The organism is Nostoc sp. C052 (genome assembly GCF_013393905.1).
In the GTDB taxonomy this organism is placed as follows: domain Bacteria; phylum Cyanobacteriota; class Cyanobacteriia; order Cyanobacteriales; family Nostocaceae; genus Nostoc.
This window is the reverse complement of the sequence record NZ_CP040272.1, coordinates 465427-482766: the sequence shown is the minus strand read 5'-3', so window position 1 is coordinate 482766 and position 17340 is coordinate 465427. Positions and strand designations below refer to the sequence as shown.

The 17340-nt window shown below is 42.9% G+C and carries 6 protein-coding genes, 1 pseudogene and 1 riboswitch; of the genes and pseudogenes, 4 read left to right on the top strand and 3 right to left on the bottom strand.

The features are described from left to right. Window positions 1-298: 298 nt before the first annotated feature. Complete coding sequence (locus FD723_RS01915; RefSeq protein ID WP_179063854.1) at window positions 299-1588, top strand: lipid-A-disaccharide synthase; 1290 nt, start codon at window positions 299-301, stop codon at window positions 1586-1588. Between the two features lie 45 nt (window positions 1589-1633). On the opposite strand, the gene FD723_RS01910 is transcribed toward FD723_RS01915, so the two are convergent. From FD723_RS01910 to FD723_RS01900, 3 genes are all read right to left on the bottom strand, one after another. Continuing rightward, complete coding sequence (locus FD723_RS01910) at window positions 1634-2020, bottom strand: hypothetical protein (RefSeq protein ID WP_179063853.1); 387 nt, start codon at window positions 2018-2020, stop codon at window positions 1634-1636. Between the two features lie 330 nt (window positions 2021-2350). Beyond that, on the bottom strand, window positions 2351-4036 hold the full coding sequence (locus tag FD723_RS01905) for a pentapeptide repeat-containing protein (RefSeq protein ID WP_179063852.1): 1686 nt from the start codon (window positions 4034-4036) through the stop codon (window positions 2351-2353). Window positions 4037-4616: 580 nt separating this feature from the next. Beyond that, window positions 4617-5030 carry a DUF1636 domain-containing protein gene (locus FD723_RS01900; RefSeq protein ID WP_179068991.1) on the bottom strand — a complete coding sequence of 138 codons (414 nt, stop codon included), beginning with the start codon at window positions 5028-5030 and terminating at the stop codon, window positions 4617-4619. A gap of 21 nt (window positions 5031-5051) precedes the next feature. Beyond that, a riboswitch (cobalamin riboswitch) is annotated at window positions 5052-5227 on the bottom strand. Between the two features lie 793 nt (window positions 5228-6020). On the opposite strand from FD723_RS01900, the gene FD723_RS01895 reads away from it, so the two are divergent. The 3 genes and pseudogenes from FD723_RS01895 (at window position 6021) to FD723_RS01890 (ending at window position 17079) form a co-directional block, all read left to right on the top strand. Next, the gene (locus FD723_RS01895) at window positions 6021-11813 is read left to right on the top strand and encodes a lamin tail domain-containing protein (protein WP_179063851.1); all 5793 of its coding nucleotides are present in this window, start codon (window positions 6021-6023) and stop codon (window positions 11811-11813) included. A 643-nt stretch (window positions 11814-12456) separates the two neighbouring features. After that, window positions 12457-13641: pseudogene (locus tag FD723_RS44045) on the top strand (alkaline phosphatase PhoX); the annotation flags it as partial. 321 nt (window positions 13642-13962) lie between these two features. After that, a complete protein-coding gene (locus tag FD723_RS01890; protein WP_256875197.1) occupies window positions 13963-17079 on the top strand; it encodes an esterase-like activity of phytase family protein in 3117 nt (1038 codons plus the stop codon). Window positions 17080-17340: the final 261 nt, after the last annotated feature.

The following is a 17340-nucleotide window of genomic DNA, read 5'->3' as shown; positions in this document are numbered from 1 at the left end:
TATCAGTTTAATAACAGACCAGAGTCCGATCGCTAGAATTACACTTGGAACGCACTGCAACGATCGCAATTGTGCCATGATGGCGCCGTGACTCCTGTTGCGCCTGTAACGGAGAGTTGAGCCATTGTTTGTTGAGTAATTTACTCTACTGCATCCCAACTGCCGACTCTACGCAAATTAAATGTGAAAAAGGTTATAAAATCTTATTAAGAAGTTACAGTATATACCCATAATACAGAAACAAATTTAGTAATATTTTTTTCTTAACTAATGGCCCCTAACTCCTGACCATTAAATAATGACTCAAGTAGATATTCTCATCCTATCAAACGGCCCAGGTGAGGTAACAACCTGGGTACGTCCAGTAGTCAAGGCGTTACGGCAAGAACTAGGCGATGACCGTTCTATCGTCAGGATTTCTGTAGTATTATCACCTTGCCCAAATGCGACTGGTAAAGAAAGAGCGATCGCTCTTTCTTACCCAGAAGTAGATAGAGTTCAGGGAGCAGAGCATTTTTGGCAATTTTTGCTTTGGGGCAAAACATTTGATAATTGGGACTGGTGCGATCGCGGTGTCGTCGTTTTTCTCGGCGGCGATCAAGTTTTCCCCGTAGTCATAGGCAAAAAGCTCGGATATCGCACAGTAGTTTACGCTGAATGGGAAGCCCGTTGGTATAAATGGATTAACCACTTTGGCGTGATGAAACCCCAAGTTGCTGCCCGTGTCCCCCAGAAATATGCTGACAAATTCACCGTTGTCGGTGATTTGATGCTAGAAGCAGCAGGTGAAGCAGGGGAAAGCCTAGATTCAAATTCTTCTCTGCCGATTATTCCATCACTCAAAACTGAATTAATTGGTATACTGCCTGGCTCAAAAGCAGCAAAATTAGCTCAAGGAGTGCCATTATTTTTAGGTGTTGCCGAATACATCTACGCTCAAAGACCCCAAACCAAGTTTGTGATTCCTGTAGCCCCAACTTTGGATTTACAAACTTTAGCTAGTTTTGCCGATCCCCAAAAGAACTCTATTGCTAAATTTTTTGGCTTTGGCGGTGCTTCCTTAATTGTTCCAGAGGAGGCTGAAGGCAAAGCATTACTAAAAACAACAACGGGTTTAACTGTGGAACTGTGGCAAGAAAACCCTGCATATCACTTATTATCTCAGTGCTGTATCTGCATAACTACAGTGGGGGCAAACACTGCCGAACTCGGTGCTTTAGGAGTGCCAATGATTGTTTTGCTGCCAACGCAGCAACTTGACGCTATGCGTTCTTGGGATGGTTTACCAGGGTTGTTAGCAAATCTGCCAGGGGTAGGTACGCCTTTTGCTAAGGTCATTAATTGGCTATTTCTGAGATTCGTGAAACGCAAAGGTTTATTAGCATGGCCAAATATCTGGGCACAGGAAGAGATAGTGCCCGAACTTGTGGGAAAACTTCAACCGCAAGAAGTTGCACAAATGACGGTAGATTTATTAGCCCATCCCGAAAAATTGGCTGAAATCCGCGCTAAACTCCGTAATATTCGTGGTGAAAGCGGTGCTGCCCAGAAGATAGCACAGATTGTTAGCGAGGAAATTGGGAAGTAGGGTGAAATGAGGGAGCAACATTCGCCCTAATCTCCCTCATCTCTCTTAATCCGAAGATTCTCCATCTCTGCGCCCAAGTTCATAAATGCCGGCACCCATACAGGCTAATATACCTGTACTAATTCCCCAACTTTCACCTAAACTAATTTCCAGACCCCAGTTACATAAAGTGCCGACTACCAAAAAAGGCACAATGCTAAACAGTGAGGCGTAGAAAGCGTTTTGGGATTCTCTAGCTTGACGAGTCTTTTCAAATTCTGACTGGCTGGTATAAAGCGATCGCTCGGCAAAGTTAAACCAGCGGTTGAGTTGCTTAATTACCCATTCCCTGGTTGTGGAAAAACCTAAATATAGCGCCAATGACCATAAACTCGCTCCGGCGATCGCGATCGTGTCTAACTCAAAGCGGAAAGGCAAAATTTCAGTCAGCATTGCTTGGGGGAGTCCTGCAATCAGAATTCATAATACTCTACCTACAAAGGGTATTCTGACCAAGAGGCAGGGGGCAGGGAGGCGGGGGAAAGATACTGGAATTCAACTGCAAAAAGGGTTTCAAGACCCTAAATTTATGAAGAAGGGGACTGCCGACCACATCAAACTACAAGGAATGGCAATAAGAAAACCTGAATCCCTTACTATTACTATACAAACACTTTAAACTTTTGCTTCTGAAAATTCCCAAAAAATAAAATCAAGTTAAATGATGATAATTGCAAATAGTCATGCACGCAATCGCACTTCTATACCAAGAGTTCCATTCAATCATTCAAGTTGCCACAATTTAACTATTCCATCGTCGGCTGCGGTGGCAAACATTTTGCCATCGGGACTAAAAGCGACTTTTCTAATTTTTGATTTTTGATCCGGTGATGTCCAAAATGGTAGAGACTGTTTCTGACTGTTCACTTTCCACATTCTAATATATCCTTTATTATCCCCGACGACGATTAGCTTACCACCAAGGCCGTAGGCGACAGAATAAAATCCTACACCGTTAACATCATCGAACCTATTTTTCACCTCGTAGTCCGGTAAACTCCAGGAACGAAACATGCCTGTTTCACAACTACTGACAAGTTGCTTGCCATCTGGACTAAAGGCAACACTAAGGACAGAATGAGGTATATGTTCTATAAATTGATGCGAAAGTTTCTCTTGCAAGTTCAACAACCTAACAATCCCGCTAGCTTCAGCGCTAGCTATTTGCTGACCATCGGGGCTAAATGCTAACTCCGAGACTTCCGAGATTGGATCGACTGACCGCCAGTTAGGTCTGGTAGACGGTTCTTCTGTCAAAGATTGACCCTGCAAGTTCCACAAGTGAATAATGCCGTCATCTCCAGTGCTTGCTAGTTGCTGTCCATTCTTGGGCTTGGGATTAAATTTGACGCTCCTGAGACGTTTTTGACTTGCGACGACTTCAGTCACCAAGTTTGCGCTCTTTAAGTCCCACAAGCGGATTTTGCCACCTGCATCACTGACCAAGTATTGACCATCGGGGCTAAAGTCAATACTGTTAATACCCCTGTTTGCAGTTTGATTCCCTTGGCATTTAAATGTCTTCAGTAGCTGACCTTTAGTATTCCATAAGCAGATAGTCTCGTCATCTCCACTGGTCGCCAAGGTTTGACCATCGGGGCTAAACGCAACCGAACCCTGATGCCCTTTCAATTCGGAAATCTCTTTCGCAGCTTTCGGATCGGGGGGCTTTACTTCAGATTGTTTGTCGGTACTTTTGGGAGTTGGTACTGGATTGTGTATTTTTTCACAGTCCCGTTTGAACTTGTCTTTGTCTGGGAATCCTTCGGGCAATTCGACTTTGCACAGTAACGGCGGGTTTTCTCCCTCTAATCCCTCTAGTTGTTTTGAGGTGAGCGATTTTGCTTGACTTAAATCTACATCTTCCAGTTTAGCATCTAAAAATTTGGCACCGCTGAGGTCAGCACCCTTGAGGATGGTACCGCTGAGGGTGGCACCGTTGAGGGTTGCATCCTTGAGGTTGGCACCGGTGAGGTTGGTACCGTTGAGTTTGGCGAACTTGAGGGTGGCACCGCTGAGGTCAGCACCGGTGAGGTCAGCATGGCTGAGGTCTTCATTGCTGAAGTTGTGACCGCTGAGGCTGGCTCCGCTGAAATTGGCACTTTCGAGGGTGCTTCCTCCGAATTGGACAATTGGAAGTTCATTGTTAATTAATAGTGATTCCGATAAAAATCGAAGAACCAAACCTTTGCGGAGATTTCGACCTTGTGTATCCTCTTCACTATTATTGAGTTGATTTAATGTGGTTATAGTAAAAGTGCGGGCAAGAGTTGTACTAACATCATCTTTTTTAAAATCTAGTAAAGTGTTTTTTTTAAGCAACAATTCCTTCATATTTTGAATGTAGCTATTTAACACATCATCTCGCTGTTTTTGTTCAGTAATCTTTAGCTGTGCTTGATTATTCATGTAGGTTATAAGCGCACTCACTAGTAGCAGGAATAGCGGAACCCCTATCACTATGAGCCAGTCCCGCTCCTTTTTGGGAGCTTGAGTTTGGGAATTGTTCGATTTTTGCATTATATTGTCAAGTTTTATACTGTGTTGGCAGAACAGCTATTTATTATACGGAAAATTTCCGATCTAACTTATGAAACGTGATTAAAGATAATAATTCATCAAGAAGTCTTGTTACGCCCTGGACGCAGCGAACCAAGAGTCAGAAAGCGTCGCCCCAAAGCTTATCCCCTCATGCAAAAATCAAGACAAGAATATCATCTTGAACTAAAAACTGCTTAATTATCAGATTAGATAGTTTCATTAACAATAGAAAACCACCTTGCGCCTTGATTCTATTAACAGTTTAAAAACAAAAAAATAAAAAAGGGAGGGTGTGGAGAAGGGTTCACACCCTTTAAATAATAATAATCATTATTATCATCATTTAACTTGATTTTATCTTTTGGGAATTTTCAGAAGCAAAAGTGTAAAGTGCTTATATAGTCAGGTATTCAGGTTTTCTTAGTGCCATTCGATTCTGAGTTCTTATTCATAAAGGTGGAATTTTTGCTAAAATGCCCTTCTTCATTCCTTCTGGACGCTCTGACCAAGGCAGTAAACCATCTGCTTTGCCATAGTATTGACTAGCACATTGCAGTACCGCAGAGGCACTACCATCAACGCCTAAGTCACCAAATAAATATGTTAATTTGCCTTTGGCAGTAAAGGCGACTACACAAGAACGATTACAAGCACTCATACATTCAACTTCCTGAATAGGGAATTGATCTCGTAAATCCCAATCTTGTGCAAGCTGCTGAAGTTGGTTTAGAAGTTTTTGACCACCACTTTCACCGAAAGGTTTGCCATTTTGCCAAACACTGGCACAAGTTTTGCAAACAAATAAAGTATGTTCAGCAACACCCAAGGGACTGGTTGGGGAAATATTTACAGTAGTAGTCATCTGTACCTCGCAGATATGTGAAACTGATAAATCTATTTCGGCGGGCATCCTGACTCACTCAATTTGAGATTTTTGATTCCTGAGTTCCTTAATCTCAAATTGGTTCACAGTTGCGGGACAGCGCCGGATTTACACCGAACTTTCCCCGTTACCTCTGGTAGCTGACTCCCACCAGAACCGAATAACCTTATCGATCATACACTACGCTCATCTGAGAGTACGAAATGTTGTGCGATCGCAACCGATTTTTTCAACATATCGCACCAGGATTACTGCTCCGGGATTGGGGACTGGGACTAGGAAGAATTTTCTTCTCTACGAAATGCTGTGCGTAGCAAGATCCCCGTAGGAGTATGCGGTTCGTTCTTTTATCCCTCAAATTTAATGGGACAGACCACTAGTACAACACGGCGGAAATAAACCACCCATTCCAAATCAATGAAACCCTTACACTGTATTCATTTTTAATTTTTAATTTTTAATTTTTAATTCCGCCTTGCGGCACTAGTGTATATCTGAGGACAACTAACTACCAAATATTTATTGTTTTAACCTTTTGCTAGCTGTCTCTTAAACTTACCGGGATAGTTTGAAATTAACGAATACGAATTAATACTAGTAAAGTATGTAGTCTTTTTATACTACGTACTCAAGTTTTTTATGCTGATATTGTTTTGCGATCGCCTCATCAATAAGTCTCAGATACCTATTTTATTCTCAGGAGCTTAAATATGTAAATGATTTTATCTGTATGAACATTACATTTTGATGTGATGTATTTTACTACGACGAGAAATTATTCTTGATACCAAACTTTCAGGCACTTTTTAAAGCATTGCGAAACCTGCGATCGCTTTTTGAATGGTGTTTTGGATAATTACCAAGGGCGATCGCACTTAATCAGTAAGCAATCGTACTTCATACTTCTCTGACTTTTCAAAGCGTTGCTGATTGCTCGAAAAACAACTATTTATTTACTGAGGTATCGGTATGCCTGTTAATTTTAGCGGTTCCTATTCTCAAGACTTTGATGGTCTTACCACAAATACTTCTAATACTACTTGGAGTAATGATACTACATTAGCTGGCTGGTCTCTTTTCAGTCAGCCTATTCCTGGTACTGCGATCGCGACTTACACAGCAAACAATGGCAGTGGTAATTCTGGCGGTTTTTACAGCTATGGTTCAACAGGCTCGACCGATCGGGCGTTAGGGGGGCTAGGTTCAGGAGGAGCCTACTTTGGTAGCCCCACATCAGGAGCCGTTGCTGGATGGATTGCCTTTTCTGCCACAAATACCACTGGCTCAACCATTAACAGCCTAAATGTTGCTTTTAATGGAGAACAATGGCGCAACAATGGAAACGCTACTGCCCAGTCAATGGTTCTACAGTACGGATTTGGTACATCCTTTACTACAGTTCCTAATTGGACTACCCCTGGTGGAAACTTTAATTGGACTTCTCCTGTGGCAACTGCAACTGCCGCTACTGTTGATGGCAATGTAGCTGGTCGAGTCGCTAATGTGGGTGGTACACTCAATACCTTAAACTGGGGAAATAACGATACACTCTGGATTCGTTGGATTGAAAATAATGATCCTGGAAACGATCATGCTCTAGCGATCGATGATTTTTCTTTATCGGTACCTGTTCCTAGTTCAGCAGGTGTCACCATTAGCCAATCAGGGGGTAGCACAGATGTAACTGAAGGTGGTGCTACAGATTTTTACACAGTAGTCTTGAATAGCCAGCCAACAGCAAATGTTACCATCAATATCAATAATGGCGACATTCAAACAAAAACCACAACCAACGTTAATAGCCTAACTTTCACTCCTGCAAACTGGAACGTAGCCCAGACCGTAATAGTAACTGCCGTAAACGATGGCTTGGTTGAAGGAAATCACTCTAATACCATTACTCATACAGCAACTAGTACAGATACTAACTACAACGCCATCACAATTCCCGGACTTGCAGTAAACATTACCGACAACGATTCGGCTTCGTCTACTCTCCGAATCACCGAGTATATGTACAGTAGTGCTGCTACTGGTGAATTTGTCGAACTGACTAACGTTAGTAATACAGCCATAGATTTAACGGGATGGAGTTTTGACGACGATACTCGCACCCCCGGCTCATTTAACTTGAGTGGTTTCGGAACCGTTGCGTCTGGGGAGTCCGTAATTATTACAGAAGCTACTGCTGTGGCTTTCCGCACCGCTTGGAGTCTTCCTGCTTCTGTGAAAGTTCTCGGTGGTAATGCCAACAACCTCGGACGTGCTGACGAAATCAATATCTATAATGCTTCTAATAATCTCATCGATCGCCTCACTTATAACGATCAAACTATTGCAGGTAGTATTCGCACCCAAAATGTTAGCGGCTCCACTAGCAATGCAAATCTTGGCAGTAACGATATCACCAAATGGCAGCTTTCCTCGGTAGGTGATGCCAACAACTCTTATTCAGCCGCTGGGGACATTGGCAGCCCAGGTATTTACATTATTAATACCACAACTCCGACAGCGCCAACTATTCAACTGGACACAGCCAGCACCACAGACTTATTAGATGCTAACGGGGCTTTGGCTGCTACAGGAACAGGGGCAATTAGCGGTGTAATTGGCAACCCCAACGATCCAGCAAAGACATTGGGTGTAAACTTTACGATCGCTGATTCCGATACCCCTGTAGAAAATTTGACCGTCACAGTCACCAGCAATAATACCGAGGTGGTTCCTAACGGCAACCTCACTCTAACTGGTACTGGAAGCAGTCGCAATCTCAAAATTAATCCTGTCGGTGTTGGTACTGCAAACATTACAGTAAGTGTCAGTGATGGTACGAGTACTTCTAATTATGCGATCGCCTACGCAGCATCGGCGAATGATGGTACTCCTACAACTCAATTTTTAACGGGTACGAGTGATGCTTCTACAGCTATTCCCGTGGGTGGGACGTTTTTCTTAGAAGCCGATGACGAAAATCAACTTTTGCGTCTCTACGATTCCAGCAAATCGGGACTCCCGATAACTGGGTTTGATTTTACAAGTTCTCTTGGACTAACCGAAAATCGAGAAGTCGATTTGGAAGCTTCTACCAGAGTAGGGAATCGCATTTTTTGGCTAGGCTCACAAAGCAATAGCGATGATGGGAAAAATCGCCCTAACCGCGATCGCATTTTTGCTACAGATATTAGTGGTACGGGAGCATCCACCGCACTCAGTTATGTAGGTCGCTATGACTTTTTAAAGGAAGACATCATCAACTGGGATGTCACCAACGGTCACGGCAAGGGGGCAAATTACTACGGCTTGGCTGCTAGCGCTGCCACTAATGTCGGGTCGAAACAAGCAGACGGCTATAATATTGAAGGCTTGGAAGTTGCCCCGAATAACACCACAGCCTATATTGCCTTCCGCGCCCCCCAAGTTCCTCCCTCTGGACGTTCCAATGCACTCATCGTTCCCGTCACCAACTTTGCTAGCTTAATATCAGCTAGTAATGGTGGTACACAAGGCTCGTCACAATTTGGCGCTCCCATTGAATTAGATTTAGGTGGTCGGGGTATTCGAGAAATTCGCAAGAATGCCAATAACCAGTATGTGATTATTGCTGGCCCAGCAGGAGACGCAGGAGTAGCCCCGAACGATTTCCGCCTCTACACTTGGGATGGCAACCCCAACAGCGCTCCCCAATTGCGGGCGGCGACATTCCCTCCTAGCTTCAACCCCGAAGGAATTATCACCATCCCTGACAACTTAACAAATACCTCTCAAATTCAATTCGTCAGCGATGATGGCAACAGTGTTCTTTATAACGACGGCACAGCAGCCAAAGATTTATCACAGAACAACTTCAAAAAATTCCGCACCGATAGCGTTACACTCGGCGCTGTAGTCTTCACTCCTCGCATTCACGACATCCAAGGTGCATCTCACATCTCTGTGTTTAATGGGCAAAAAGTCGCTGATGTCGCGGGAATTGTCACAGCCATAAAATCTAATGGCTTCTATTTGCAAGACCCCAACCCAGATAACGACGATCGCACATCTGAAGGTATTTTTGTCTTCACCTCATCAGCCCCAACTGTGCAAGTGGGTGATTCTGTACTAGTTGGCGGTACAGTGAGCGAGTTTCGTCCTGGTGGTGCTACCAGCGCCAACCTGACGACTACTGAGATTATTACCGCCACGATTACTAAACTCTCCAGTGGCAATGCTTTACCAACTGCCATCATTTTGGGTAATGGTGGCAGAACTATCCCAACGTCAGTAATCGACAACGATACTACTGGTAATATCGAAACTGGAACCACCACCTTTGACCCTGCCCAAGATGGCATTGATTTCTACGAAAGCTTGGAAGCAATGCGAGTACAGGTAAATAATCCTGTAGCAGTTAGTCCGACTAATTCTTTTGGAGAGATTTGGTTATTGGGGGACAATGGCGCTAATGCTACCGGACGCACAGCCCGCGGTGGTGTGGTGATTAGTCCCAATGATTTTAATCCAGAGCGTATCCAAATTGATGATACTTTGTTTACCTCTGGTAGTTCACCCCAAGTTAACGTCGGTGCGACATTCGGCACGATTACGGGTGTGGTCGATTATAGTTTCAGCAACTACGAAGTTCTACCAACCTCGGTGACAGTGACTTCCGACACGCTGACCAAGGAAGTTACTAATTTAACTCCCACCACCGATCAATTAACAGTTGCTACCTTCAACGTCGAAAACCTTGACCCAGGCGATGGTGCAACCAAGTTTAACAACCTTGCCAGCCGCATTGTTAATAACCTCAAATCACCAGATATCATTAGTCTCGAAGAAATTCAGGACAATAACGGGCCGACGAATGATAGCGTGGTTGATGCTAGCACAACTTACCAAACATTAATTAATGCAATTACTGCTGCTGGTGGCCCCACATATCAATATCGCCAAATCAACCCAGTAGACGATACGAATGGCGGTGAACCGGGTGGCAATATTCGAGTGGGTTTCTTGTTTAATCCCAATCGTGTCAGCTTTGTAGATCGCCCTGGTGGTACTTCCACATCCAACACCACAGTCACCAATGTTGCTGGTGTTCCTACAGTTTCTAATAGTCCTGGTTTGATTGACCCCACCAACCCCGCCTTTACTAGCAGTCGTAAACCCTTAGTTGGTGAATTTACCTTCAACGGTAAAACTGTTTATATCATTGGCAACCACTTTAATTCTAAAGGTGGCGACCAACCGCTATACGGGCCAAATCAACCGCCAACCCTTAGCAGTGAAGTGCAGCGTCAGCAACAAGCTACGGTGGTGAAAAACTTTGTCCAAAGTATTTTAGCGATCGCCCCTAATGCCAATGTAATAGTAGCGGGTGACTTAAATGATTTTGAGTTTTCCAACCCCGTCAGCATTTTAGAAAGCGCTGGACTGACTTCTCTAATTGAAACCCTACCTGCAAACGAGCGTTACACCTACAACTTTGAAGGCAACGCCCAAACACTTGACCACGTTTTAGTAAGTAATAATTTGCTCAGTAAGCTGGATGGGTATGATGTAGTTCATATCAATTCTGAGTTTGCCGATCAGGATAGCGATCATGACCCCAGCCTAGCTCGGTTTAATTTGCCTGGAAATAGCGCTCCTACAGATATTTCAGTGAATGTTACCAGTGTCAATGAAAATGTTCCAGCGAATACAGTAGTAAGTACATTAACTACTACTGACCCGGATACAGGTAACACTTTCAGCTACAGCTTAGTTGCGGGGACAGGTGATGCAGATAACGCTGCCTTTGCGATCGCCAACAACACTTTAAAAATCAACGCTTCCCCAGACTTTGAAAGCAAATCTTCCTACAGCATTCGGGTACGCAGCACCGATAATGGTGGACTTTTCGTGGAAAAGGCGTTGACGATCCAAGTTAACGATCTCAATGAAGCACCCACGTTAGTGCAACCCATTGACGACCAAATTATCTCTACCAATAAAGCTTTCTCTTTCAATGTCAGCAATAAATTTACTGACGTAGATCGAGGCGACACCCTCAGCTACAGCGCTACGGGCTTACCCACTGGTTCTAGTATCGTTGCCAACACAGGTGTGATATCCGGCAATATCTCCCAAGCTGGGATTTTTGCAGTCACAGTTACCGCCACTGATCGCAGTGGCGCTAATGTTAGCGATTCCTTTGACCTGACTGTTGCCAATAATAAGGCAACATCTGGCAACGACATTATCTTTGTCAGCGAACTTACTGGTTTAAACAAATACATAGTCTATGCTCTCGCTGGAAGCGATCGCGTCATCGGCACTAATACCAGTGAGTTAATAGACGGTGGATCGGGCAATGATTACCTTGATGGCAAAGGAGGTATAGATGTACTTCTTGGCGGCGATGGCAATGACACAATCTTAGGTGGACTTGGCAGTGACGCACTTTCTGGAGGCAATGGTAACGACCGCCTCATTGGTTGGGGAGGAGGTACAAACGAAATCGATATCCTCAACGGCGATCAGGGCGCAGATACTTACGTTTTAAGTGATGCCAGTTCAGTTTTCTATGCTAGTTCCCGCAACAGTGATTACGCCGATATTGTCAACTTCAAAGCAAACGATCAGATTCAGCTTAAGGGAGTTGCTAACAATTACTCACTAGGGTCAGTTAGATCGGATGTAGGCATTTTTACCAACAATGGAACGGAATTGATTGCTGTTGTAGAAAACGGGTTAAATCGCAATACCAATTTGGCAACAGATACTCGTTTCGTGTTTGTTTAACGCAGATTTAAGCGATCGCTTGATCTCCGTAGGGACGTATAGCTGTACGTCCCTAAAGTTTATTTGTTGGATTGGGAATTTGATGCGATCGCTAACCAATTAAAACTAATATAATTTAAATCTATTTGCTCATAATTATCGAAATTTATATATTATTTTATTCTTTATTTTTTTAATTCAACAAAAACTATTTTTGCAGCTTATATACAGCAGTCCTAGATCATAATTGAAAATTATATCTCTCTTTCTTCTTTCCTTTGCGTCCTTGGCGGTTCGTTTTCTAATCTATATTTTTCACAACTCAAATAGGATTGCTATATACTTTAATCATTTCTTCCGTTTAACTTATTCTTATCTTAATCTTTAAATGAAAATATCAATAGTGGTCAATTTCTCTCATGACTACTATCGACAAACTTAAGCTTACCATAGCTTAAAGCAAACATGAAAAACACGTTTTTTGTAAATTCTCAGAATTAGTTGCAGAATGTTACTGAGATTAACTATGCTTTTGTAATTCTGAAATATCCCCATAATTCCAGTTTAGTTAAAACGTGATTTTTTCCAATTGACGTAATTAGAGAAATTGACTAGTTTGTGATTTAGCTAAATCCAACCAAATACCCAAAAAACATTCTAAATTATGGCAATTCAGAACGGAAGAACAACGACTCCTGCCTATATTCAGGCACTTGATGGATCAAATTACAGACTGAACCAACTGCTAACAGTTGGCGATGAAATCCCATTGCTAGAGGGTGAATTTGGTTCCTTTGTTCCCAGTGCTACTGAAAAGTATGCTTTTACAGGTATCCCTGACGGTCTGGGCATTTATGAAACTGACGATGCTTACTATGTATTTGTCAACCATGAATTAAGCAATACTACCAAAACAGATTTCTCCAGCACAATTTCTGGACAAATTACAGGCGGTAGAATTTCGCTATTGCAATTTGACAAAAACTGGAGACTAGTAGGTGGTAAAGACCTAATAGAGAAAGCGGTTGATAGTAAAGGTAATGAATTAGGCAAGATTACAGTTACATCTGATGCTGTAACCCAAACAGGTATTAACTTTGGTCGATTCTGTTCAGCCTATTTAGCAACTTATGGCTTTGAAGGTGGGCCAATATTCTTTAGTGCTGATGAACAGGATGGTAATAGTTTAGGTTGGGCAATAACAACTGATGGTACAGCTCAATCTATAGATGGTTTGGGTCGCTTCGCCAAAGAAAATGTACTAGCAGCATCTCAGTATCGCGCCACCAATTCCGGTAAAACAGTTTTACTGTCAACCGAAGATAATGGTGATGGTGAACTGTATATGTTCGTCGGTAATCAGACAGCAGAAGACCCCAATGGCTTGAAAGATGGAGATTTGTATGTCCTGAAGGTAACAGGATATGACAACGAAACTGTCGCAGAAGGAACAAAGGTAAAAGCTACTTGGACTAAAGTCGATCGGTCTGCAATTTATAATACCAAAGGTACAGAAGACCGTTCAGACGATGAACTACTCAATAGTGGTACTCCTCTGAGTGATTGGGTAAATGGCAGCGATAATGGCGTACTCCGTTCGACAAACTTCCGTCGTCTGGAAGATATAACCGAAGACCCAAACAATCCAGGTACTTTCTACTTTGTTACTACTGGGAATACAGATACAGTTCCCGGTACAAATGTTGAAGATAATGCTTTTGGTAAAGCTTATCGCTTCAGCCTGAATGCAAGTGACCCAACAGCAGAGATTAGCAACTTTGAATTGTTGCTAACTGGCGGCCCGAATACAGGGGTAAGCTACGACAACGTAACTGTTGATCGAAATGGCAAACTCTTACTCCAAGAAGATACAGCCGGTCGCGGTGGGGAAATCATAAATGCTCAACAGCGTAACGATCGCGTTTGGTCTTACGATATTGCCACTGATACTATTAAACCTCTGTTTGAAGTTGACCAAAATGCCCAAGGTACTGCCTTTAATGGTGAACTTGGTTCCTGGGAAAGCTCTGGGATTATAGAAGCCGCCTCTAATCCTCAACTCGGTCGTAGTTCCTACTTATTTGATGTCCAAGCTAGCGGTGTACTCAATGGTGTAGATCCAAACCAGTTGAATGTACTCAATGGTGAACACAGCCGTGGTGGTCAACTTATACTTGCGACACCAGTACCCAAAGTTGAGTTAGTCGGTTTTGCCTCATTACCTGCTGATACCTTTAGTAATGGGCCAACTTCTGGTAAAGATGTTTCCGCCAATGGCAGAACCGGGCCTTTCCCAGGACAGCCAATACAGGGTTTTAGTGGTGTCCAGTTTGCTAACAGCAACTCTCTCTACTTCCTCTCAGATAATGGCTACGGTAGCAAAGATAATAGTGCAGATTTTCTACTGCGGATCAATCGTCTAGACCCAAATTTTAAGGGAATAGAAAATGGAGATGGCAGCGTTAAAGTTTTAGACTACATCCAATTGTCTGACCCTAACCACAAAGTTCCTTTTGGAATTGTTAACGAAGCAACTAATGACAGATTACTAACAGGTGCAGATTTTGATGTAGAGTCATTCGTCTTTGATAAAGATGGGACAATCTGGGTTGGAGAAGAGTTTGGCCCTTACCTACTGCATTTTGATGCCACTGGTAAGTTGTTGGAAGCTCCCATTGCGACACCTGACCATTTCAAAACTTTAAATGGAGAAGCACCTAAAGTCATTGGTCACAGAGGTGCAAGTGGCTATCGTCCAGAACACACCTTAGAGTCTTATAAGCAAGCAATTGCGCGAGGCGCTGACTTTATTGAGCCTGACTTGGTAGTTACAAAAGATGGTGTGCTAATTGCTCGTCATGAGCCTGCTTTAGCAGTTTTGAATGCTGATGGCACTGTCAACTTCAACAATACAACCACAAATGTTTACAAGCATCCAGAGTTTGCCGATCGCAAAAAAACGGTAAGTTTAGATGGAAACACAATTACAGGTTGGTTTGCTGAAGACTTCACTTTAGCTGAAATCAAGACTTTACGCGCAGAAGAACGTCTACCTTTTAGAGATCATTCCTTTGACGATCAATTTGAGATTCCTACCCTCACAGAAATCATCAACCTGGTTAAGCAAGTAGAAGCCGAGACAGGTAAAAAGATTGGTATCTACCCTGAAACGAAGCATCCAACATATTTTGCCAATGAAGCTACTTATGTAGGCACTACGGACAAAATACACCGAAATATCAGTCAGTTACTAATTGATACGCTGAAAGCAAATAACTTCACTGACCCCAGTCGCATCTTCATTCAGTCTTTTGAAGTAAGTAACCTCAAAGAACTGCATAATACCATCATGCCTGCCGCCGGGGTAGATATTCCACTGATTCAGCTTCTAGATGCAAGTGACATTGATATCAATGGCAAGATTATAGAAAGTCAGCCCTATGACTTGAAAGTAAGTGGTGACACTCGCACCTATGGCGACTTGCGAACACCCCAAGGCTTGGCTGAAGTTGCCACTTATGCTGACGGCATTGGTCCTTGGAAGCGGATGATTGTTAGCGTCAAAGGTACTGATGCTAATGGTGATGGCAAAGCCGATGATGTGAATGGAGATGGAGTAGTCAATGATGCTGATAAGACAACGTTACCTCCCTCTACCTTAATTCAAGATGCTCATAATGCAGGGTTGCAGGTTCATCCTTATACCTTCCGAGCAGAAGATCAATACTTAGCGGCAGATTACAAAGGCCAGCTAGCACTAGAAATTCAGCAGTTCTATCAATTAGGGGTAGATGCGCTATTTAGTGATTTCCCAGATATCGCGGATGGAGTACGAGATCAACTCAGAGATAATCCTCAGTATAATGTAGTGCGATCGCCACAAAATCCCGATGTGCTTTCAGGTGATGCCTTTGCTAACTTGGGTAGTTCCAAAGGTTTTGAGGGTGGAGCAATTAACGCCAGCAAAACCAAGCTTTATTTCCTCCTAGAAGGTACTGTTCAAGGTGATACTCCTGGTGCTTTACGGATTAACGAATTTGACCTCGCTAGCCACAAATACAGCAATCAGTTACGCTACTACAGATTGGATAATCCGTCAAACTCCATCGGAGATTTAGCAGTCATTAATGATAATGAGTACCTGGTCATTGAACGGGATAACAATCAGGGAGCTGCGGCTAAATTTAAGAGGATTTACAAAATAGACTTGTCTAAGACAGATTCTAATGGCTATGTCGCTAAAGAAGAAGTTGCAGACTTGTTAAACATCAAAGACCCCAACGACCTGAATGGAGACGGTAAGACTACCTTTGATTTCCCATTCCAAACCATTGAAAATGTTCTGGTTGTTGACAAAAATACCATTTTGGTAGCCAATGACAACAACTATCCTTTCTCTACAGGTCGTCCGGGGAATGATCCTCAAAATCCAGTCATAGACAACAATGAAATTCTACTGCTGAAGTTGGAGAAGCCGCTTAATCTTGCTCCTGGCTTAGGTCAACCACAAGCTGAAGCAATTAATTTTGGCTCCACTACTGGCGATAATGTTACCGTTCAGCCAAATCAAACCTTATTAACAGGTGACGGAGCGGATTTTGTAGAGGGTACTACTGGTAACACAATCCAAACTGGAAACGGTGATGATACAGTGCTAGTCGGTAGAGACTCTTCAGTGTCCGGCGGAGAGGGTAACGATCGGATCTTTATTGGTCAAAACGGCCCGGCTCAAAATACTACTGCCGATGGTGGTAATGGTAATGATGTTATTACCGTAGTGGAAGCTAGTGGTAGTAATAATTTACTTGGAGCGGCAGGTGATGATAATCTCTCAGTAATTGAAGGTTCTCGTCAATCATTATTTGGTGGCTCAGGTAACGATACACTTACCAGTGGCGGTAGCAATAACCGTCTCTACGGTGGTTCTGGCGATGACAAACTCTTCTCCAATGCCAATGACTCGCTATTTGGTGGCGATGGTGATGATGTGCTATTTGCTGGTCAAGGGGGTAGTAATAGCCTGACTGGTGGTACTGGTATTGACCAATTCTGGATTGCTAACGCCAGTCTGCCAACGAGCAAAAACATTGTGACTGATTTTGCGATCGGCATTGATAAAATCGGGCTGGGTGGTGTTGGTATCACTCAATTTAGTGCTTTAACACTGTTACAACAGGGTAGCGATACTATCGTAAAAACCGGAAATACAGAGTTAGCTTCATTACTGGGAATTACATCAACTAGCCTGACAGCAAATGATTTCGTTTTTTCTGCTAGTGTCGTTTAGCCAAAAGATGATTACAGCTTAGATTCAACATTCAAAATTAATTAAGCTGTGGCGATTTTGCGAATGCAAAGGAGTGATATAGCAATCATATTTGATTTGCTCAGATCCCCTATTTCTTGAAGAAGTAGGGGATCTTTTTATTCATAAACGTCCTTTTTTTTGTTCCAAATCTTAACTTGTTTATAACTTTCCTTAAACATGGAACAACTATCTTTTGACACAGTAACCAAAGTTAAGTTCATTTAATAGTCTGCACTAATT

Excerpts from the sequence above, each read along its gene's own strand:
- FD723_RS01915 (WP_179063854.1), top strand. The coding sequence starts at position 299 with ATGACTCAAGTAGATATTCTCATCCTATCAAACGGCCCAGGTGAGGTA.
- FD723_RS01910 (WP_179063853.1), bottom strand. The coding sequence starts at position 2,020 with ATGCTGACTGAAATTTTGCCTTTCCGCTTTGAGTTAGACACGATCGCG.
- FD723_RS01905 (WP_179063852.1), bottom strand. The coding sequence starts at position 4,036 with ATGAATAATCAAGCACAGCTAAAGATTACTGAACAAAAACAGCGAGAT.
- FD723_RS01900 (WP_179068991.1), bottom strand. The coding sequence starts at position 5,030 with ATGACTACTACTGTAAATATTTCCCCAACCAGTCCCTTGGGTGTTGCT.
- FD723_RS01895 (WP_179063851.1), top strand. The coding sequence starts at position 6,021 with ATGCCTGTTAATTTTAGCGGTTCCTATTCTCAAGACTTTGATGGTCTT.